The sequence below is a fragment of the Sphingomonas adhaesiva genome (assembly GCF_002374855.1).
Classification (GTDB): domain Bacteria; phylum Pseudomonadota; class Alphaproteobacteria; order Sphingomonadales; family Sphingomonadaceae; genus Sphingomonas; species Sphingomonas adhaesiva.
In genome coordinates this window covers 281,932-297,205 of sequence record NZ_NWVC01000001.1, presented here as the reverse complement: position 1 = coordinate 297,205, position 15,274 = coordinate 281,932, and the positions used below count along the sequence as shown (strand labels likewise).

The 15,274-nt window shown below is 69.2% G+C and carries 16 protein-coding genes; 7 read left to right on the top strand and 9 right to left on the bottom strand.

Features of this window, described 5'->3' with window-relative positions:
• The 5 genes from COA07_RS01480 to rpsB form a co-directional block, all read right to left on the bottom strand.
• A complete protein-coding gene (locus COA07_RS01480) occupies window positions 1-732 on the bottom strand; it encodes an isoprenyl transferase (protein WP_066709101.1) in 732 nt (243 codons plus the stop codon).
• Window positions 733-763: 31 nt separating this feature from the next.
• Window positions 764-1,321, bottom strand: coding sequence for a ribosome recycling factor (gene frr, locus COA07_RS01475; RefSeq protein WP_066709098.1), 558 nt, complete (start codon window positions 1,319-1,321; stop codon window positions 764-766).
• Window positions 1,321-2,052 carry a UMP kinase gene (gene pyrH, locus COA07_RS01470; protein ID WP_066709086.1) on the bottom strand — a complete coding sequence of 244 codons (732 nt, stop codon included), beginning with the start codon at window positions 2,050-2,052 and terminating at the stop codon, window positions 1,321-1,323. The genes frr and pyrH overlap by 1 nt, the downstream gene beginning before the upstream one ends.
• Window positions 2,053-2,221: 169 nt before the next feature.
• A complete protein-coding gene (gene tsf, locus COA07_RS01465) occupies window positions 2,222-3,157 on the bottom strand; it encodes a translation elongation factor Ts (RefSeq protein ID WP_066709083.1) in 936 nt (311 codons plus the stop codon).
• 115 nt (window positions 3,158-3,272) lie between these two features.
• Window positions 3,273-4,064: a 30S ribosomal protein S2 gene (gene rpsB, locus COA07_RS01460; RefSeq protein WP_066709080.1), complete on the bottom strand. Its 792-nt coding sequence runs from the start codon at window positions 4,062-4,064 to the stop codon at window positions 3,273-3,275.
• Between the two features lie 332 nt (window positions 4,065-4,396).
• On the opposite strand from rpsB, the gene COA07_RS01455 reads away from it, so the two are divergent.
• Window positions 4,397-4,636 carry a hypothetical protein gene (locus COA07_RS01455; RefSeq protein WP_245841946.1) on the top strand — a complete coding sequence of 80 codons (240 nt, stop codon included), beginning with the start codon at window positions 4,397-4,399 and terminating at the stop codon, window positions 4,634-4,636.
• Here the strand turns inward: COA07_RS01455 and COA07_RS01450 are convergent.
• Window positions 4,575-5,390, bottom strand: a complete 816-nt coding sequence (locus COA07_RS01450) for a CDP-alcohol phosphatidyltransferase family protein (RefSeq protein WP_066709077.1) — start codon at window positions 5,388-5,390, stop codon at window positions 4,575-4,577. The genes COA07_RS01455 and COA07_RS01450 overlap by 62 nt on opposite strands.
• Window position 5,391: 1 nt before the next feature.
• On the bottom strand, window positions 5,392-6,129 hold the full coding sequence (locus tag COA07_RS01445; protein ID WP_066709075.1) for a phosphatidylserine decarboxylase: 738 nt from the start codon (window positions 6,127-6,129) through the stop codon (window positions 5,392-5,394).
• A 131-nt stretch (window positions 6,130-6,260) separates the two neighbouring features.
• Between COA07_RS01445 and COA07_RS01440 the strand changes: the two genes are divergently transcribed.
• The 3 genes from COA07_RS01440 (at window position 6,261) to COA07_RS01430 (ending at window position 10,655) form a co-directional block, all read left to right on the top strand.
• Window positions 6,261-7,481: an NADP-dependent isocitrate dehydrogenase gene (locus COA07_RS01440; RefSeq protein ID WP_066709073.1), complete on the top strand. Its 1,221-nt coding sequence runs from the start codon at window positions 6,261-6,263 to the stop codon at window positions 7,479-7,481.
• 151 nt (window positions 7,482-7,632) lie between these two features.
• Window positions 7,633-9,414 carry a cation:proton antiporter domain-containing protein gene (locus COA07_RS01435; RefSeq protein ID WP_066709071.1) on the top strand — a complete coding sequence of 594 codons (1,782 nt, stop codon included), beginning with the start codon at window positions 7,633-7,635 and terminating at the stop codon, window positions 9,412-9,414.
• A gap of 71 nt (window positions 9,415-9,485) precedes the next feature.
• Window positions 9,486-10,655, top strand: coding sequence for a glycosyltransferase family 4 protein (locus tag COA07_RS01430; RefSeq protein ID WP_096640360.1), 1,170 nt, complete (start codon window positions 9,486-9,488; stop codon window positions 10,653-10,655).
• A 4-nt stretch (window positions 10,656-10,659) separates the two neighbouring features.
• On the opposite strand, the gene COA07_RS01425 is transcribed toward COA07_RS01430, so the two are convergent.
• A complete protein-coding gene (locus COA07_RS01425; protein WP_066713085.1) occupies window positions 10,660-10,980 on the bottom strand; it encodes a DUF2218 domain-containing protein in 321 nt (106 codons plus the stop codon).
• Window positions 10,977-11,585, bottom strand: a complete 609-nt coding sequence (locus COA07_RS01420; protein ID WP_066713082.1) for a PadR family transcriptional regulator — start codon at window positions 11,583-11,585, stop codon at window positions 10,977-10,979. Before COA07_RS01420 ends, COA07_RS01425 begins: the two co-directional genes overlap by 4 nt.
• 131 nt (window positions 11,586-11,716) lie before the next feature.
• On the opposite strand from COA07_RS01420, the gene COA07_RS01415 reads away from it, so the two are divergent.
• The 3 genes from COA07_RS01415 to COA07_RS01405 are packed head-to-tail and all read left to right on the top strand — an operon-like array spanning window position 11,717 to window position 15,262.
• The gene (locus COA07_RS01415; RefSeq protein ID WP_066713079.1) at window positions 11,717-13,039 is read left to right on the top strand and encodes a replication-associated recombination protein A; all 1,323 of its coding nucleotides are present in this window, start codon (window positions 11,717-11,719) and stop codon (window positions 13,037-13,039) included.
• Window positions 13,023-14,405 (top strand): serine hydrolase domain-containing protein, encoded by a 1,383-nt coding sequence (locus COA07_RS01410; RefSeq protein WP_096640358.1) that lies wholly within the window; start codon window positions 13,023-13,025, stop codon window positions 14,403-14,405. The genes COA07_RS01415 and COA07_RS01410 overlap by 17 nt, the downstream gene beginning before the upstream one ends.
• Window positions 14,402-15,262: a hypothetical protein gene (locus COA07_RS01405; protein ID WP_096640356.1), complete on the top strand. Its 861-nt coding sequence runs from the start codon at window positions 14,402-14,404 to the stop codon at window positions 15,260-15,262. The genes COA07_RS01410 and COA07_RS01405 overlap by 4 nt, the downstream gene beginning before the upstream one ends.
• Window positions 15,263-15,274: the final 12 nt, after the last annotated feature.

Here is a 15,274-nt window from a genome sequence, read left to right as displayed (position 1 = left end):
TCACAGCCCGCCGTAGCGGCGCTGGCGCTGACCGAAGGCGCGGATCGCATCGGCCAGATCGTCGGGGCCGAAATCGGGCCACAACGTGTCGACGAACAGCAATTCGGCATAGGCCGCCTGCCACAACAGGAAATTCGACAGCCGCTGTTCGCCCGACGTGCGGATCAGCAGGTCCAGCGGGGGCAGTTCGCGCGTTTCCAGCTCCGCCTCGATCGCGTCGCCGTCGATCGCCTCCACGGGAATCGCGCCCGCCGCGGCGCGCGCCGCCAGCCGCTGCGCCGCGGTGACCAGTTCGGCCTGCGCGCCGTAATTCAGCGCGATCGCCAGGATCGGGCCGGTGTTCGCGGCGGTCCGCCCCAGCGCATCGTCGACCAGCGCGACGACGTCGGCCGGGAAACGGCGATAGTCGCCGATCACGCGTAGCCGCACATTCTCGCGCACCAGTTCGGCCAGGTCGTTGCGGATGAAGAATTTCAACAGGCCCATCAGCCCGCTGACCTCCTCAGCCGGCCGGCGCCAGTTTTCGGAGGAGAAGGCGTAGAGCGTCAGCGCCTGCACGCCCATCGCACGCGCCGCGCGCGTCACCGCGCGCACCGCCTCCACCCCCGCACGGTGCCCGGCGGCGCGCGGCAGGTGGCGCTGCGCGGCCCAGCGGCCGTTGCCGTCCATGATGATCGCCACGTGGCGCGGCATGTGCTGCGCCACCGGCTGCGATGCCGCCGCGGTCGCCATCACCTGCGCGCGCCCCTGGCCCCCACGGCCATCACTTGCCGAGGATTTCCTTTTCCTTGGCGGCCGCCACCGTGTCGATGTCGGCGATCGTCGCGTCGGTCAGCTTCTGCACCTCGGCTTCGTGGCGCTTGCGCTCGTCCTCGCCGAACACGCCCTTCTTCTCGTCGGTCTTCAGCGCGTCCATGCCGTCGCGGCGCACGTTGCGCACCGCCACCTTGGCCTTTTCCGAATATTGCCCGGCCAGCTTGGCCAGTTCCTTGCGCCGCTCCTCGGTCAGGTCGGGGATCGGCAGGCGCAGCGTGTTGCCGTCGTTGATCGGGTTCAGCCCCAGCCCGGCCGAGCGGATCGCCTTTTCCACGGGGCCGACATTGGTCTTGTCCCACACCTGCACCGACAGCATCCGCGGCTCGGGCGCGGACACGGTCGCCACCTGGTTGAGCGGCATGTGAGCGCCATAGACCTCGACGGTCACCGGATCGAGCAGCGACACCGCGGCGCGCCCGGTGCGCAGGCCGCCCAGATCGCCCTTCAGCGATTCGACCGCACCGTTCATGCGCCGCTCCAGGTCGGCCTTGTCATACGCGGGCATTACTTGGTCTCCATCTCTTTCTGCACCACGGTCGACACGCCCTCTCCGCGCAGCACGGCGGCGAAATTGCCGTGTTCGCGGATGTTGAAGACGACGATCGGGATGTTCGAATCACGGCACAGCGCGATCGCGCTGGCATCCATCACCTTCAGGTTCTTTGCCAGAACCGTGTCGTAACTGACGGTTTCGTAACGGGTCGCGCCCGCCACCTTCTTCGGATCGGCATCATAGACACCGTCCACCGACGTGCCCTTGAACAGTGCGTCGCAGTTCAGCTCCGCGGCACGCAGCGCCGCGCCGCTGTCGGTGGTGAAGAACGGCGAACCGACGCCCGCGGCGAAGATCACCACGCGGCCCTTTTCCAGGTGCCGTTCCGCGCGGCGGCGGATGAACGGTTCGCACACCGACTGCATCGGGATCGCGGACTGGACGCGCGTGTCGACGCCGATCTGCTCCAGCGCGTTCTGCACCGCCAGCGCGTTCATCACCGTCGCCAGCATGCCCATGTAATCGGCGGTGCCGCGCTCGAACCCCTTGGCCGCGGCGGCCAGCCCGCGGAAGATGTTGCCCCCGCCGACGACGACGCACAGCTCATAGCCCTGCGCCTTCACGTCGGCGATCTCCTCCGCGACGCGCGCGGTGACGGCGGGGTCGATCGCCAGACCGTCGGCCCCCATCAACACTTCGCCCGACAGTTTCAGGAGGATGCGCTTGAAACGGGGATGGGTCATGGGATCCGGACGCTGTTGGAAAGGCGCGCGGACCCTAGGCGCGGGGCCCGCGACTGGCAATGGGTTGACAAGGGCGACGCCCCCGCCCGCGCCGACATGCAAACCGCCGCCCCGGTCACCCGGCGCGGCGGCTCGTGATGCGGCCCGGCGCAGGCGCCGGGCGCGCGCGTCAGGCGTGCTGCGGCACGCCCGATGCGGCAGCGACTTCGGCCGCGAAGTCGGACACTTCCTTCTCGATGCCCTCGCCCAGCTGGAAGCGGACATAGTCCTTCAGGACGATCTGCGCCCCGGCATCCTTGCCCGCCTTGGCGACGACGTCGCTGATCTTGGTCTTGCCGTCCATCACGAACAGCTGGCTGACCAGCGCGTGTTCCTTGCGGTACTTGGCGATCGAGCCCTCGACCATCTTGGCGATGATGTCGGCCGGCTTGCCGGATTCGGCAGCCTTTTCGGTCGCGATCGCGCGCTCGCGCTCGATCTCGGCCTCGTCCAGGTCGCCCTCGTTCAGCGCCTTCGGGAACGCCGCGGCGACGTGCATCGCCAGGTCGCGGCCCAGCTTCTGCAGCACCTCGTCCGAGGCATCCGATTCGAGCGCGACGAGCACGCCGATCTTGCCCATGCCCGGCGCCTGCTGGTTGTGGACGTAGGACACGACCGCGCCCTTCGACACTTCCAGACGCTTGGCGCGGCGGATCGACTGGTTCTCGCCGATCGTGGCGATGTTGTTGGTCAGCGCCTCCTCGACGGTCTTGCCCGACGGCATCGCCGCGCCCTTGATCGCATCGACGTCACCGCCGGTGGCGAGCGCAATCTGCGTCACGTCACGCACGAAGCCCTGGAACTGCTCGTTCTTGGCGACGAAGTCGGTCTCGGAATTGACCTCGACCACCGCGCCCGTGGTGCCGGAGACGGCGACGCCGACCAGACCTTCGGCGGCCGTGCGGCTCGACTTCTTCTGCGCCGCGGCCAAGCCCTTAGTGCGCAGCCAGTCCAGCGCGGCGTCCATGTCGCCGCCGGCCTCGTTCAGCGCCTTCTTGCAATCCATCATGCCCGCGCCGCTCTTCTCGCGCAGGTCCTTGACCATCGCTGCCGTGATATCGGCCATTATACTGTCCTCACTCAGATGCGCCGAAGCGCGACGATCCGGATGCGAACCGCCGCGCCTCGAACGGGAAATCGGGGAGGCTCCATAGGGAGCCTCCATGACATTCGCGCGTCGCTTACGCGGTGGCGGCTTCGCCCTCGGCAGCGGCCGGGGCCTCGGCCAGCGCCTCCTCAGCGGGCGGCTCGCTCATCGCGCCCAGGTCGACGCCGCGGCTGGCCTGCTGCTGCTGGTTGCCACGGGTCGCGGCGATCGCGATCGCCTCGCAATACAGGCGGATCGCGCGCGCCGCGTCGTCATTGGCGGGCACCGGGAAGGCGATGCCGTCCGGCGACACGTTCGAATCGAGGATCGCGACGACCGGGATGCCCAGCGTGTTGGCTTCCTTGATCGCCAGCTCTTCCTTGTTGGCGTCGATCACGAACATCACGTCCGGCACGCCGCCCATGTCGCGGATACCGCCCAGCGACAGCTCCAGCTTGTCGCGCTCGCGGGTCAGCTGCAGCACTTCCTTCTTGGTCAGGCCCGCGGTGTTGCCCGACAGCTGCTCTTCCAGCGCCTTCAGACGCTTGATCGAGTTGCTGATCGTCTTCCAGTTGGTCAGCATCCCGCCCAGCCAGCGGTGGTTGACGAAATGCTGGCCCGCACGGCGCGCGGCGTCGGCGACCGGCTCCTGCGCCTGGCGCTTGGTGCCGACGAACAGCACCTTGCCGCCCTGAGCCACCGACTGCGACACGAATTCCAGCGCGCGCGCGAACAGCGGCACGGTCTGCGACAGGTCGATGATGTGGACGCCGTTGCGCTCACCGAAGATGTAGGGCTTCATCTTCGGGTTCCAGCGGTGCGTCTGGTGGCCGAAGTGCGCGCCGGTTTCGATCAGCTGCTGCATCGAGACGACAGGTGCCGCCATGGGATATGTTCCTTCCGGTTAAGCCTCTGGGAAGCGAGTGACGCGTGCCTCGAAGGCCGGCGCACCGGTTGATGATGCTTCCCATGCGGGGTTGAGGCGGGGCGCTTAGCGCAATCGACCATGGAAGACAAGTGCCCCCTTGCCGCTTGACACGCCGGAACAGAGGTGGAACAAGGCGGCGGAACAGAGGGCGAACCTCGCTCAGGTTTGCGCCGATTTTCGTTACGGGGCCGCGACACAAAGTGCCGCTTCGGAACGAATATCCGGAACCTTGCAGGGATTCCGGTGATTGGCGTGCTCGGGTTCGCGTGGGACGATTGAGGAGGCGGACGATGGCGACGGTTCTGGCGGTGATGATCTTCGGCGGCGCGCTGACGCTGGTGGGCTATGCGATGGCGGCGACGCTGGCGCCGAACATGGCGCGCATCGTCGCGGTGCTGCGCGGCCAGCCGGAAGCGGCGCGATTCGAACCGCTGGCGGTGCTGGTCCAGGCCGAGCGGCGCATCGCCGTCAGGCGCTGGGCGGGCTCGACGATGCAGGCCCGGACGGTGCGCCAGCGCGAAGCCGCTTGACCCGGCCGTAGCTTGCGACGCTGAACGGGATCGCGAGCAGATAGGCGACGCCAGCGGCAGCGGCGGTCTGCCACGGGGCGCTGACCGCGGCGGCGCCCACCAATACCACGACCGCGATCGCCTCGAACCGGATGTTGCGCCGTAGCCGCAGCGACGTCCAGGAAAAGGTCGCGATACTCGACACCATCAGCAGCGCGACGAAGATTGTCCATGGCGCGATCAGCCGCGGGTCGCGCAGGATCGGTTCCTCCGTCACAAACCACAGGAACAGCGGCAGCAGCGCAAGTGCCGCCCCCGCAGGCGCAGGCACGCCGGTCAGGAAGCCGGCGGACTTGTGCGGCTGTTCTGCCGCGTCGATCGCGGCGTTGAAGCGCGCGAGGCGCAGTGCGCAGAACACCGCCAGCACCAGCGCCGCCATCCAACCGAACCGCGGCAATGTGTTGAGCGACCAGAGATAGACGATCAGCGCCGGCGACACGCCGAACGAGATCGCATCGGACAGCGAATCCAGCTCGGCACCGAAGCGGCTTTCGCCGTGCAGCATCCGCGCGACCCGCCCGTCCAGTCCGTCGAGCACCCCGGCGACCAGCACCATCACCACCGCCAGTTCCCAATTGCCGGAAATCGCGAAGCGGATGCCCGACAGGCCGGAGCATAGCGCCAGCGCGGTCACCGCATTGGGTGCGACCGATCGCAGCGGCAGGCCGCCGACGGGGCGGCGGCCGAGCGGGCGGCGGGGAAGCGGCGCGCGCATCCTATTGCGCGATCGCGCTGACCGGGGCGCCGCCGAAGCGGCCCAGCACCGTTTCGCCCGCAATCGCGCGCTGCCCCAGCGCGACCTGCGGCACGCAGCCTTCGGGCAGAAACACGTCGACACGGCTGCCGAAGCGGATCAGCCCGACGCGCTGGCCGGCGCCGACGATATCGCCGATCTTCGCGAAGGCGACGATGCGCCGCGCGACCAGCCCCGCGATCTGCGTGAAGCCGACCTTGCGCCCGTCGAACCCCTCGACCACGAAATGCTGGCGTTCGTTCTCTTCCGACGCCTTGTCCAGATCGGCGTTCAGGAATTTGCCGGATATATAGACGACCTGACGGATCGTGCCCGCGATCGGCGAACGGTTGATGTGGACGTCGAACACCGACATGAACACCGACACGCGCACCATCGGCGCCTCGCCCAACTCGCCCACCAGCTCGCGCGGGACGGGAACCCGCTCGATCATCGTGACCAGTCCGTCGGCGGGGGAAACGATCAGGTCGTCGCCCACCGGCGTCGCGCGCACCGGATCGCGGAAGAACGCCGCCACCCACAGGGTAATGCCCAGGAACGGCCAGAAGAACACCTTCGACACGATCGTCATCAGCAGCGTGATGCCGAACGCGATCGCGGTGAATTTCTGCCCTTCCGGATGGACGGCGGGGAAACGCCATTTGACGGTCGTGGTGACGGGGATCCCGCCGTGCTGCGGCGGCTTGTCGAGAGAAGTCATCCGCGCGGTCTATCGGCCCCGGCGCGCGGTGACAACGCTTGCCGCCACGCGCGGATACCGGCGGCGTGCCTTGATCCCCCGCCCCCTTCCCCCTATCGACCGCGCCAAACCTCCCTCAAAAGGAAGCGCACATGGCCAAGATCAAGGTGAAGACGCCCGTCGTGGAGATCGACGGCGACGAGATGACGCGGATCATCTGGGAATGGATCCGCGAGCGCCTGATCAAGCCGTATCTCGACATCGACCTCGATTATTACGACCTGGGCGTCGAGGAGCGCGACCGCACCGACGACAAGGTGACCGTCGATTCCGCCCACGCCATCCAGAAGTACGGCGTCGGCGTGAAGTGCGCCACGATCACCCCGGACGAGGCGCGCGTCGAGGAATTCAAGCTCAAGAAGATGTGGAAGTCGCCCAACGGCACGATCCGCAACATCCTGGGCGGGGTGGTCTTCCGCGAACCGATCGTGATCCGCAACGTGCCCCGCCTGATCCCTGGCTGGACGCACCCGATCGTCGTCGGGCGCCATGCGTTCGGCGACCAGTATAAGGCCACCGATTTCAAGGTGCCCGGCAAGGGCCGCCTGACGATGAAGTGGGAAGGCGAGAACGGCGAGACGATCGAGGAGGAGGTGTTCAACTTCCCCGGCGCCGGCGTCGCGATGGGCATGTACAACCTGGACGAATCGATCCGCGACTTCGCGCGCGCGTCGATGAACTACGGCCTGGGCCGCGGCTGGCCGGTGTACCTGTCGACCAAGAACACCATCCTCAAGGCGTATGACGGCCGCTTCAAGGACATCTTCGCCGAGGTGTTCGAGGCCGAGTTCAAGGATGCGTTCAAGGACGCCGGCATCGTCTACGAACACCGCCTGATCGACGACATGGTCGCCAGCGCGCTGAAGTGGAACGGCGAATTCGTGTGGGCGTGCAAGAACTATGACGGCGACGTCCAGTCGGACCAGGTCGCGCAGGGCTTCGGCTCGCTGGGGCTGATGACCTCGGTGCTGATGACCCCGGACGGCAAGACGATCGAGGCAGAGGCCGCGCACGGCACCGTCACCCGCCACTTCCGCCAGCACCAGCAGGGCAAGGCGACGTCGACCAACCCGATCGCGTCGATCTTCGCCTGGACCGGCGGCCTGAAGTATCGCGGCAAGTTCGATGGCACGCCCGACGTCACCCGCTTCGCCGAGACGCTCGAGCAGGTCTGCATCGAAACGGTCGAGAACGGCGACATGACCAAGGATCTGGCGATCCTGATCGGCCCGGACCAGAAGTGGATGACCACCGAGCAGTTCTTCGAGGCGGTGCGCGTCAACCTGGAAAACAAGATGGCTAACTGGGCCTGACGCCCGCGCGGCGCGGCATCGCCCGCGCCGCCACCATCGATGAAGGGCCGCCGCGATCGCATGGATCGCGGCGGCCCTTTTCGTTGTGGCCGCGCCGATTTCGCCGCTTAACGGCTGACAACCACGCCCCGCACCGCCTAGGGTCGCGGGCATGGCGATCGGTCTCGACAATCATGGTTTCTCGGACGCGCTGGTGGTGCTGGGCGCTGCGGGGCTGGTGATCCCCGCCTTCGCGCGCTTCCGCATCAGCCCGGTGATCGGCTTCATCCTGGTCGGCGCGCTGGTCGGCCCGGCGGGGCTGGGCTCACTCGTCCCGAACGCGCCGTGGCTGTACTATCTGACGATATCGGACCCCGAATCCATCGCGCCGTTCGCCGAATTCGGCATCGTCCTGCTGCTGTTCTCGATCGGGCTGGAACTGTCGTTCAAGCGATTGTGGAACCTGCGCCGACTGGTGTTCGGCACCGGCGCGGCGGAACTGCTCGGTTCGGCGGCACTGATCGGCGTGACGCTGCACTGGCTGGGGCAGAGCTGGGGCGGATCGGCGGGACTGGGCCTCGCGCTCGCTTTGTCGTCCACCGCGCTGGTGCTGCCGCTGGTGGGGACGACCAGCCCGGTCGGGCGCGGCGCGTTCGCGATGCTGCTGTTCGAGGATCTGGCGCTGGTCCCGATCATCTTCGCGCTGGGCGCGATGGCGCCCACCGCCAGCGCCGAGGGGTGGGCCGGCATCGCCGGGGTCGCACTGCGCGGCGGGTTGACCGTGGTGGCGATGTACGTCGGCGGGCGGCTGGTCCTGCCGCGGCTGTTCGCGCAGGCCGCACGCACCAAAAGCCCGGAGCTGTTCCTGGCCGCATCGCTGCTGGTCGTCATCGTCGCCAGCGTCGCGACCACCGCCGCGGGGCTGTCGCCGATCGTCGGCGCGCTGCTGGCCGGGCTGCTGATCGCGGAAACCGAATATCATACCGAGGTCGAGGTGATGACCGCGCCGTTCAAGGGGCTGGCGCTGGGCGTGTTCCTTATCACCGTGGGGATGAGCCTGGACCTGTCGCTGATCCTCGCCAACTGGGCTGCGCTGCTGGCCGCGGTGGTCGGCGTCGTCGCGGTCAAGGCGGTCGTCACCTACCTGTTGCTGCGCGTTGCGCAGGCGCGCCCCGGCGTGGCGGCCGAAACCGGGCTGCTGATGGGCAGTCCGTCGGAAACGACGCTGATCGTGCTGGCGACCGCGGCGCAGGCGCAGCTGATCCAGGCATCGACCGCGACGTTCTGGCAGACGGTGACCGCGATCGGGCTGACGATCACGCCGCTGCTGGCGCAGCTGGGCAGCGCGATTTCGCGCCGGCTGGAGGGGCGCGCTCCGGTGCCCGACACGATCGACCATGCCGACGGCACGCGCGCGGTGGTGTTCGGGTTCGGCCGCGTCGGGCGGCTGGTGGCGGATATGCTGGCGCGCCACGACCAGCCGTACGTCGCGGTGGAGGCGGATATCGACGCGGTCGCCGCCGCGCGCGATGCGGGCTATCCGATCGTGTTCGGCGACGTGTCGCGCACCGAGATGATCGAGCGGCTGGACCTGTCGCGGGCGCGCGCGCTGATCCTGACGATGGACGAACCGGTGCTGACCGTGCGGGTCGCGCGGCGCGTGCGCGCCGCCTTCCCCGACCTGCCGATCATCGCCCGCGCGCGCGACACGGTGCACGCCGCCGAACTGTACAAGGCCGGGGTCACCGATGCGGTGCCCGAAACGCTGGAAAGCTCGCTCCAGCTGTCCGAAGCGGTGCTGGTCGACCTGGGCGTCGCGATGGGGCCGGTGATCGCGTCGATCCACGACAAGCGCGACGAACTGCGCCAGGTGATCCGGCGCGAGGCGATGCTGGGCCGCGAACCCCGCATCCGCCGCGTCCGCCGCAAGGACGAGATCGAGCCGGCGGCATAACCGCGCGCCCGCGTGCACGCCGCCGGGGCGATCGTCGCGATTTTGCCCCATATCGCGGTTAACCGGGCGCGATGACCGATCCGTCGCCCGCCCCCACGTCCCCGCTTCGCGTCGCGTTCTTCAGCGGCAACTACAATTACGTCCGTGACGGCGCGAACCAGGCGCAGAACCTGCTGGTCGGGCACCTGCTCGACCGCGGGGTGCAGGTGCGCGTCTATTCGCCCACCACGCGCACCCCGGCGTTCGAGGCGCGCGGCGAGGTGGTGGACGTGCCCGCGGTGGCGATGCCCGGCGGGCGCGGCGAATATCGGCTGGGCCGCGGCCTGCCGCGCAAGCCGCGCCGCGATCTGGCGGCGTTCGCGCCCGACCTGGTGCACGTGTCGGCGCCCGAATTCCTGGGCCATGCGGCGGTCACCTGGGCGCGGCGGCGCGGCATACCCGTGGTGGCGACCGTTCACACCCGGTTCGAAACCTATTTCCAATATTACGGGCTGGCGGCGATCCAGCCGGCGATCAAGGCGATCCTGCGCCGGTTCTACAACCGTGCCGACCGCGTGCTGGTCCCCACCCCGTCGATGGCGGAGGTGCTGCGCGATTTCGGGGTGACGTCGCCAATCTCGATCTGGGGACGCGGCGTCAACCACCGCCGGTTCCACCCCGACCAGCGCAGCCTGGAATGGCGCCGGTCGCTGGGGATCGCCGACGACGAACTGGCGATCGGCTTCCTCGGCCGGCTGGTGCTGGAAAAGGGTCTGGGCGTATTCGCCGACGTGCTGCGCGTGCTGGAGGCGCGCGGGGTACCGCATCGCGTTCTGGTGGTCGGCAAGGGGCCGGCGCAGGAATGGTTCGCGGAGCGCGTCCCCAACGCCGCCTTCGCCGGTTTCCAGAGCGGCGACGACCTGGGCCGCGCGGTGGCGTCGATGGACATGCTGTTCAACCCCAGCGTCACCGAAACCTGGGGACAGGTGACGTCGGAGGCGATGGCCGCCGGGGTGCCCGTGGTGGCGGCGCGCGCCACCGGCGCGGTCGACCTGCTGGAGGAGGGCCGCACCGGCTTTCTGGTGACGCCGCAGGATGTGGAAGCCTATGCCGACGCGATCGAGCGGCTGGTCCGCGACGACGCCCTGCGCGCACGGATCGGCGCCGCCGCACATGTCCGCGCGCAGGATTTCCGCTGGGACGCCGCGAACGAAGCGGTGCTGACCGCCTATCGCGAGGTGCTGGCGGCGCGCGGACGCTAGGGCGTCACGCGCCGTCGCGCCAGTCGCCGTCCCGCCAATCAAACGTCAGCGGCGCCTCGCGGAAGGCGAACCGGTCGAGGTGGCTGGCCACCACCTCGCGCATCCGCGCCACAACGCCATCGTCGGGGCCATCGTCGGGAACGGTCAGCACCACGTCCAGCGTGGCGCTGTCGGCACGCAGTTCCAGCACCGATCCGTTCGGAAAGGCGATGCGCGCTTCCTCGGCGGAGAAGCTGACCTCCATCTTGTGGCTCCAGTGCTTGGCGAGTTGCTGGAGATAGCGGCTGGCCGATGCGGTCGGCACGCGGGCGACGGAGACGCTCATTTCAGTCGCTCCACCTTCTGCGCCAGTTCGTCGATCATTGCCGCGACCTCATGCAGGCGTTCCTGCGGCACCTCGCCCTGCGCGAAGGCATTGCCCAGCGCGACGCGCAGGTTGCCCATCGCCCGGCGGACCGGCGCGATGTCCGCCCGCTGGCGATGCGCCGCCAGCGCCTCCAGCCGCGCCATGATCGCCGCGACCTGTGCGGCGTGTTCGGCGAGATGCGCCTGCCCCGCCGCCGTCGCGCCGAAGCGCTTCTTCGCGCCCTCGGACTGCCGTTCCTCGATCAGCCCCATCTCGTCGAGCAGCGTCAGCGTGGGATAGACCACCCCCGGGCTGGGGGCATAGGCACCCGCGGTCAGCGCCTCGATCGCGCGGATCAGGTCGTAGCCGTGGCGCGGTTCGTCGGCGATCAGCTTCAGCAGGACCAGCCGCAACTCGCTGCCGTCGAACATCCGCGCGCGCCGCCCGCCGCCGGGCCGCTCGCCCGATGTGAACCAGTCGCCGCCGAACGGACTGCCGCGCATGGCGTCAAGCGCCCCTTGCGCCAGCCGGGCTTCCCAGCGCGCGTAGCGATCGCCGCGGCCGTGCATGTGATGATGCCTCATCGTTCCATCTCCTTACGATAGCGCCAAGATATATCTTTGATAATTGCCGTCAAGAGCGGTCAAGATATATTTTAATGCAGATGTTGAGTGGCCCCCTCCCGCTCCCGCGCACCAGTCGCTATTTCCTCTCCATGGCCGACCTCTTCGCCGGGTTCGAACCCGCGCCCCCTGCCGACGCCGCCGTCTCCGACGACGCCCCGCTTGCCGACCGGCTGCGCCCGCACACGCTGGGCGATGTGGTCGGGCAGGAACATCTGACCGGCGCGGACGGCGCGATCGGGCGGATGGTCGCGGCCGGGCGTCTGTCGTCGATGATCCTGTGGGGGCCGCCGGGCACCGGCAAGACCACCATCGCGCGGTTGCTCGCCGATGCGGTGGGCTTGCGGTTCGCGCCGATCTCGGCGGTCTTCTCTGGCGTGGCGGACCTGAAGAAGGTCTTCGCGGAGGCGCGCGACCATGCGCGGCTGGGCAAGCGCACCCTGCTGTTCGTGGACGAGATTCACCGCTTCAACCGCGCGCAGCAGGACGGCTTCCTCCCCTATGTCGAGGACGGCACGGTCACGCTGGTCGGCGCGACCACCGAAAACCCCTCGTTCGAGCTCAACGCCGCTTTGCTCAGCCGCGCGCAGGTACTGATCCTCCACCGGCTCGCCCGCCCCGCGCTGGAACAGCTGATCGCGCGTGCCGAGGCGGAGGTCGGCCGCGCGCTGCCGCTGACCGATGCCGCGCGCGACGCGCTGGTCGCCAGCGCCGATGGCGACGGGCGCTTCCTGCTCAACCAGGTGGAGACGCTGTTCTCGGTCGACATCGGCGAACCGCTCGACGCCGCCGGCCTGTCCGCGTTCCTGCAGCGCCGCGTCGCGGTCTACGACAAGGATCGCGAGGGGCATTACAACCTCATCAGCGCGCTCCACAAATCGATCCGCGGTTCCGATCCGCAGGCCGCGCTCTACTATCTCGCGCGGATGCTGACCGCGGGGGAGGAGCCGCTCTACGTCCTGCGCCGCCTGACCCGCGCCGCGGTGGAGGATATCGGCCTGGCCGACCCGCAGGCGCTGGTGCAGTGCATCGCCGCCAAGGACACCTATGACTTCCTCGGCTCGCCGGAGGGAGAACTGGCGATCGTCCAGGCGTGCCTGTACCTGGCCACCGCCCCCAAATCGAACGCCGCCTATATGGCGCAGAAAAAGGCGTGGCGCAGCGCGAAGGAGACCGGGTCGCTGATGCCGCCCGCCAATATCCTGAACGCGCCGACGAAGCTGATGAAGCAGATCGGCTATGGCGGGGGCTACGAATATGATCATGACGCCGACGGCGGCTTTTCCGGCGCCAATTATTGGCCCGACGAACTGCCGCCGCAGAGCTTCTACGAACCCACGCAGCGCGGTTACGAAAAGCGCGTTGCCGAACGCCTCGCCTGGTGGGAAGAACGCCGCCATGCGCGTTCCGACTAGCCTCCTCCTCCCGCTCGCCCTCCTCGCCCCCGTCGCCGCGGCGGCGCAATCGCCGCAATCGGTGCAGCAAAGCGACCGCGGCACCTATGCCCGCGCGATCGCGGCGGGGTACAAGGCGTCGTTCCTGTGCGGCGGCGTCTTCAACGCCGGGCGCGCCGAGCGGCAGGTCGAGCAGGTTGAATTGCGCGGCATCTACCCGGAATATGACCGCATCGTCCCCGCACTGCCCGCGCTGGTCGACCGGCGTTCGGCCAGCGTGATCGTGGAGTTCGACGCCGAGCGCCGCCTGCCGCCGCGCCGCGCCACCTGGACGCGCGCGGGCGGGTGCACGCTCTACCCGATCGGCGCACCGGTGCCGGTGTCGCCCGCCCCCGCTGCCGGCCCTTCGGGTCCGCTGGGTGCCGATCCGCGCGCCTGGCCGCTGGGCGATGCGGGCATCGCGCCGCGCCCGTCCGCACCGCTGGCGCGCGCCGTCGACCGCGCGTTCGACGGCAGCTTCGGCGCGGGCAGCGAGACGCTGGGCGTGGTGGTGCTGCGCGACGGGAAGGTCGTGGCGGAACGCTATCGCGACGGCTTCGGCCCGTTCGTCGCCAACCGCACCTGGTCGGTGGCCAAGAGCATCGCGGGGACATTGGTGGGCCTGGCAGGGGTCGACCCGCGCCAGCTGGCCAACATCCCCGAATGGAAAAGCCCGTGGGGCGCCGATCCGCGAGCGCGGATCACGCTGGACCAGCTGTTGCGCATGTCGTCGGGCCTGCACAGCGACACCGCGGGCAACCGCACCGACGCGATCTATTTCGGCGGCACCACCGTCACCGAACAGGCGACGTCGTGGCCGCTGGCGACCCAGCCGGGCGAGCGGTTCCGCTATGCCAACAATGACATCATGCTGGCGGTCCGATCGCTGCGCGCAACGCTGGGCGAGGCCCGCTATCGCGCGCTGCCGTCGCGGCTGTTCGCGACGCTGGGGATGCGCCACACCGTCGCGGAGGCGGACTGGCAGGGCAATTTCATCCTGTCGAGCGACGTATACACCACCGCGCGCGATCTCGCGCGGCTGGGGCAGTTCTGGCTGCAGGACGGGGTGTGGCAGGGCAAGCGGCTGCTGCCCGCGGACTGGATGCGCTACATGACCACCCCCGCCGGGCCGCAGCCCGACCGGGCGGAGGGCTATGGCGCGACGATGTGGCTGTTCGGCGCCAGCCAGGGCCTACCCGTCGGCAGTTATTCGGCGCAGGGCAATCGCGGCCAATATGTGATGGTCATCCCGTCGGAACGGCTGGTGATCGTGCGGCGCGGCGAGGACCCCGGCGGAGCACGCTTCGACGTCGCACGCTTCGCCGCGGAGGTGATCGCGGCACGGTGACCCCCACCCGCTTCACACGCTTCGCAGCGATCGACTGGTCGGGGGCGAAGGGCGACCGCCACCGCGGCATCGCGGTCGCCACCTGCGACGCGGGCGATGCCCCGCCGACGCTGGTCGCCGCGCCCGACGGCCGTGCGTGGTCGCGGCGCGGCGTGCTCGACTGGCTGGCGGCACAGCGCGACGATGCGCTGCTGGCCGGGTTCGACTTCAGCTTTTCCGCGCCGTTCGTGACGCGCGGCGCGCATCTGCCGGGGGAGACGGTGGCCACCCCCGACGCCCGCGCGCTATGGGCCTATGTCGATGCGATGAGCGACGATGCTGATCTGGGCGCGGCGTCGTTCCTGGAGGCGCGGCGCGGGCGCCATTTCTACCTGGGCGCCGCCGATGGCGCGAAGCGCGACTTCCTCCACTGGCGCGCGTGCGAGGTGGCGGGCGACGGCACCACCAAGCCATCGACCGTCTATGACGCGATCGGCGCGGCGCAGGTGGCCAAGGCCAGCTTCGCGGGGATGCGGCTGCTCCACCATCTGGCCGGGCGCATCGCGATATGGCCGTTCGATGCGGTGCCGCCGCGCGGCGCGCTGGTGGTGGAAATCTATACCGCGATCGCCGCGCGCGCCGCCGGCGTGCCGCGCGGGCGCAGCAAGCTGCGCGATGCCGCCGCGCTGGATGCCGCGCTGGCCGCGCTCGCCTCAGGCCCGCACGCGCCGCTTCCCGCCTATGACGATCACGCCACCGACGCGATCATGGCGTCGGCATGGCTGCGCCGCCACGCCGCGGACGCCGCGCTGTGGCATCCCCCCGCGTTGACCGAACAGATCGCCGCGACGGAGGGCTGGACCTTCGGCGTCCGCTGACGCATGGGGGCG

Coding starts and splice junctions, on each gene's coding strand:
- COA07_RS01415 (WP_066713079.1), top strand. CDS start 11,717: ATGGCCGACCTCTTCGCCGGGTTCGAACCCGCGCCCCCTGCCGACGCC.
- COA07_RS01420 (WP_066713082.1), bottom strand. CDS start 11,585: ATGAGGCATCATCACATGCACGGCCGCGGCGATCGCTACGCGCGCTGG.
- COA07_RS01445 (WP_066709075.1), bottom strand. CDS start 6,129: ATGACTTCTCTCGACAAGCCGCCGCAGCACGGCGGGATCCCCGTCACC.
- COA07_RS01410 (WP_096640358.1), top strand. CDS start 13,023: ATGCGCGTTCCGACTAGCCTCCTCCTCCCGCTCGCCCTCCTCGCCCCC.
- COA07_RS01430 (WP_096640360.1), top strand. CDS start 9,486: ATGACCGATCCGTCGCCCGCCCCCACGTCCCCGCTTCGCGTCGCGTTC.
- COA07_RS01435 (WP_066709071.1), top strand. CDS start 7,633: ATGGCGATCGGTCTCGACAATCATGGTTTCTCGGACGCGCTGGTGGTG.
- COA07_RS01455 (WP_245841946.1), top strand. CDS start 4,397: ATGGCGACGGTTCTGGCGGTGATGATCTTCGGCGGCGCGCTGACGCTG.
- rpsB (WP_066709080.1), bottom strand. CDS start 4,064: ATGGCGGCACCTGTCGTCTCGATGCAGCAGCTGATCGAAACCGGCGCG.
- COA07_RS01450 (WP_066709077.1), bottom strand. CDS start 5,390: ATGCGCGCGCCGCTTCCCCGCCGCCCGCTCGGCCGCCGCCCCGTCGGC.
- COA07_RS01425 (WP_066713085.1), bottom strand. CDS start 10,980: ATGAGCGTCTCCGTCGCCCGCGTGCCGACCGCATCGGCCAGCCGCTAT.
- tsf (WP_066709083.1), bottom strand. CDS start 3,157: ATGGCCGATATCACGGCAGCGATGGTCAAGGACCTGCGCGAGAAGAGC.
- frr (WP_066709098.1), bottom strand. CDS start 1,321: ATGCCCGCGTATGACAAGGCCGACCTGGAGCGGCGCATGAACGGTGCG.
- COA07_RS01480 (WP_066709101.1), bottom strand. CDS start 732: ATGGCGACCGCGGCGGCATCGCAGCCGGTGGCGCAGCACATGCCGCGC.
- pyrH (WP_066709086.1), bottom strand. CDS start 2,052: ATGACCCATCCCCGTTTCAAGCGCATCCTCCTGAAACTGTCGGGCGAA.
- COA07_RS01440 (WP_066709073.1), top strand. CDS start 6,261: ATGGCCAAGATCAAGGTGAAGACGCCCGTCGTGGAGATCGACGGCGAC.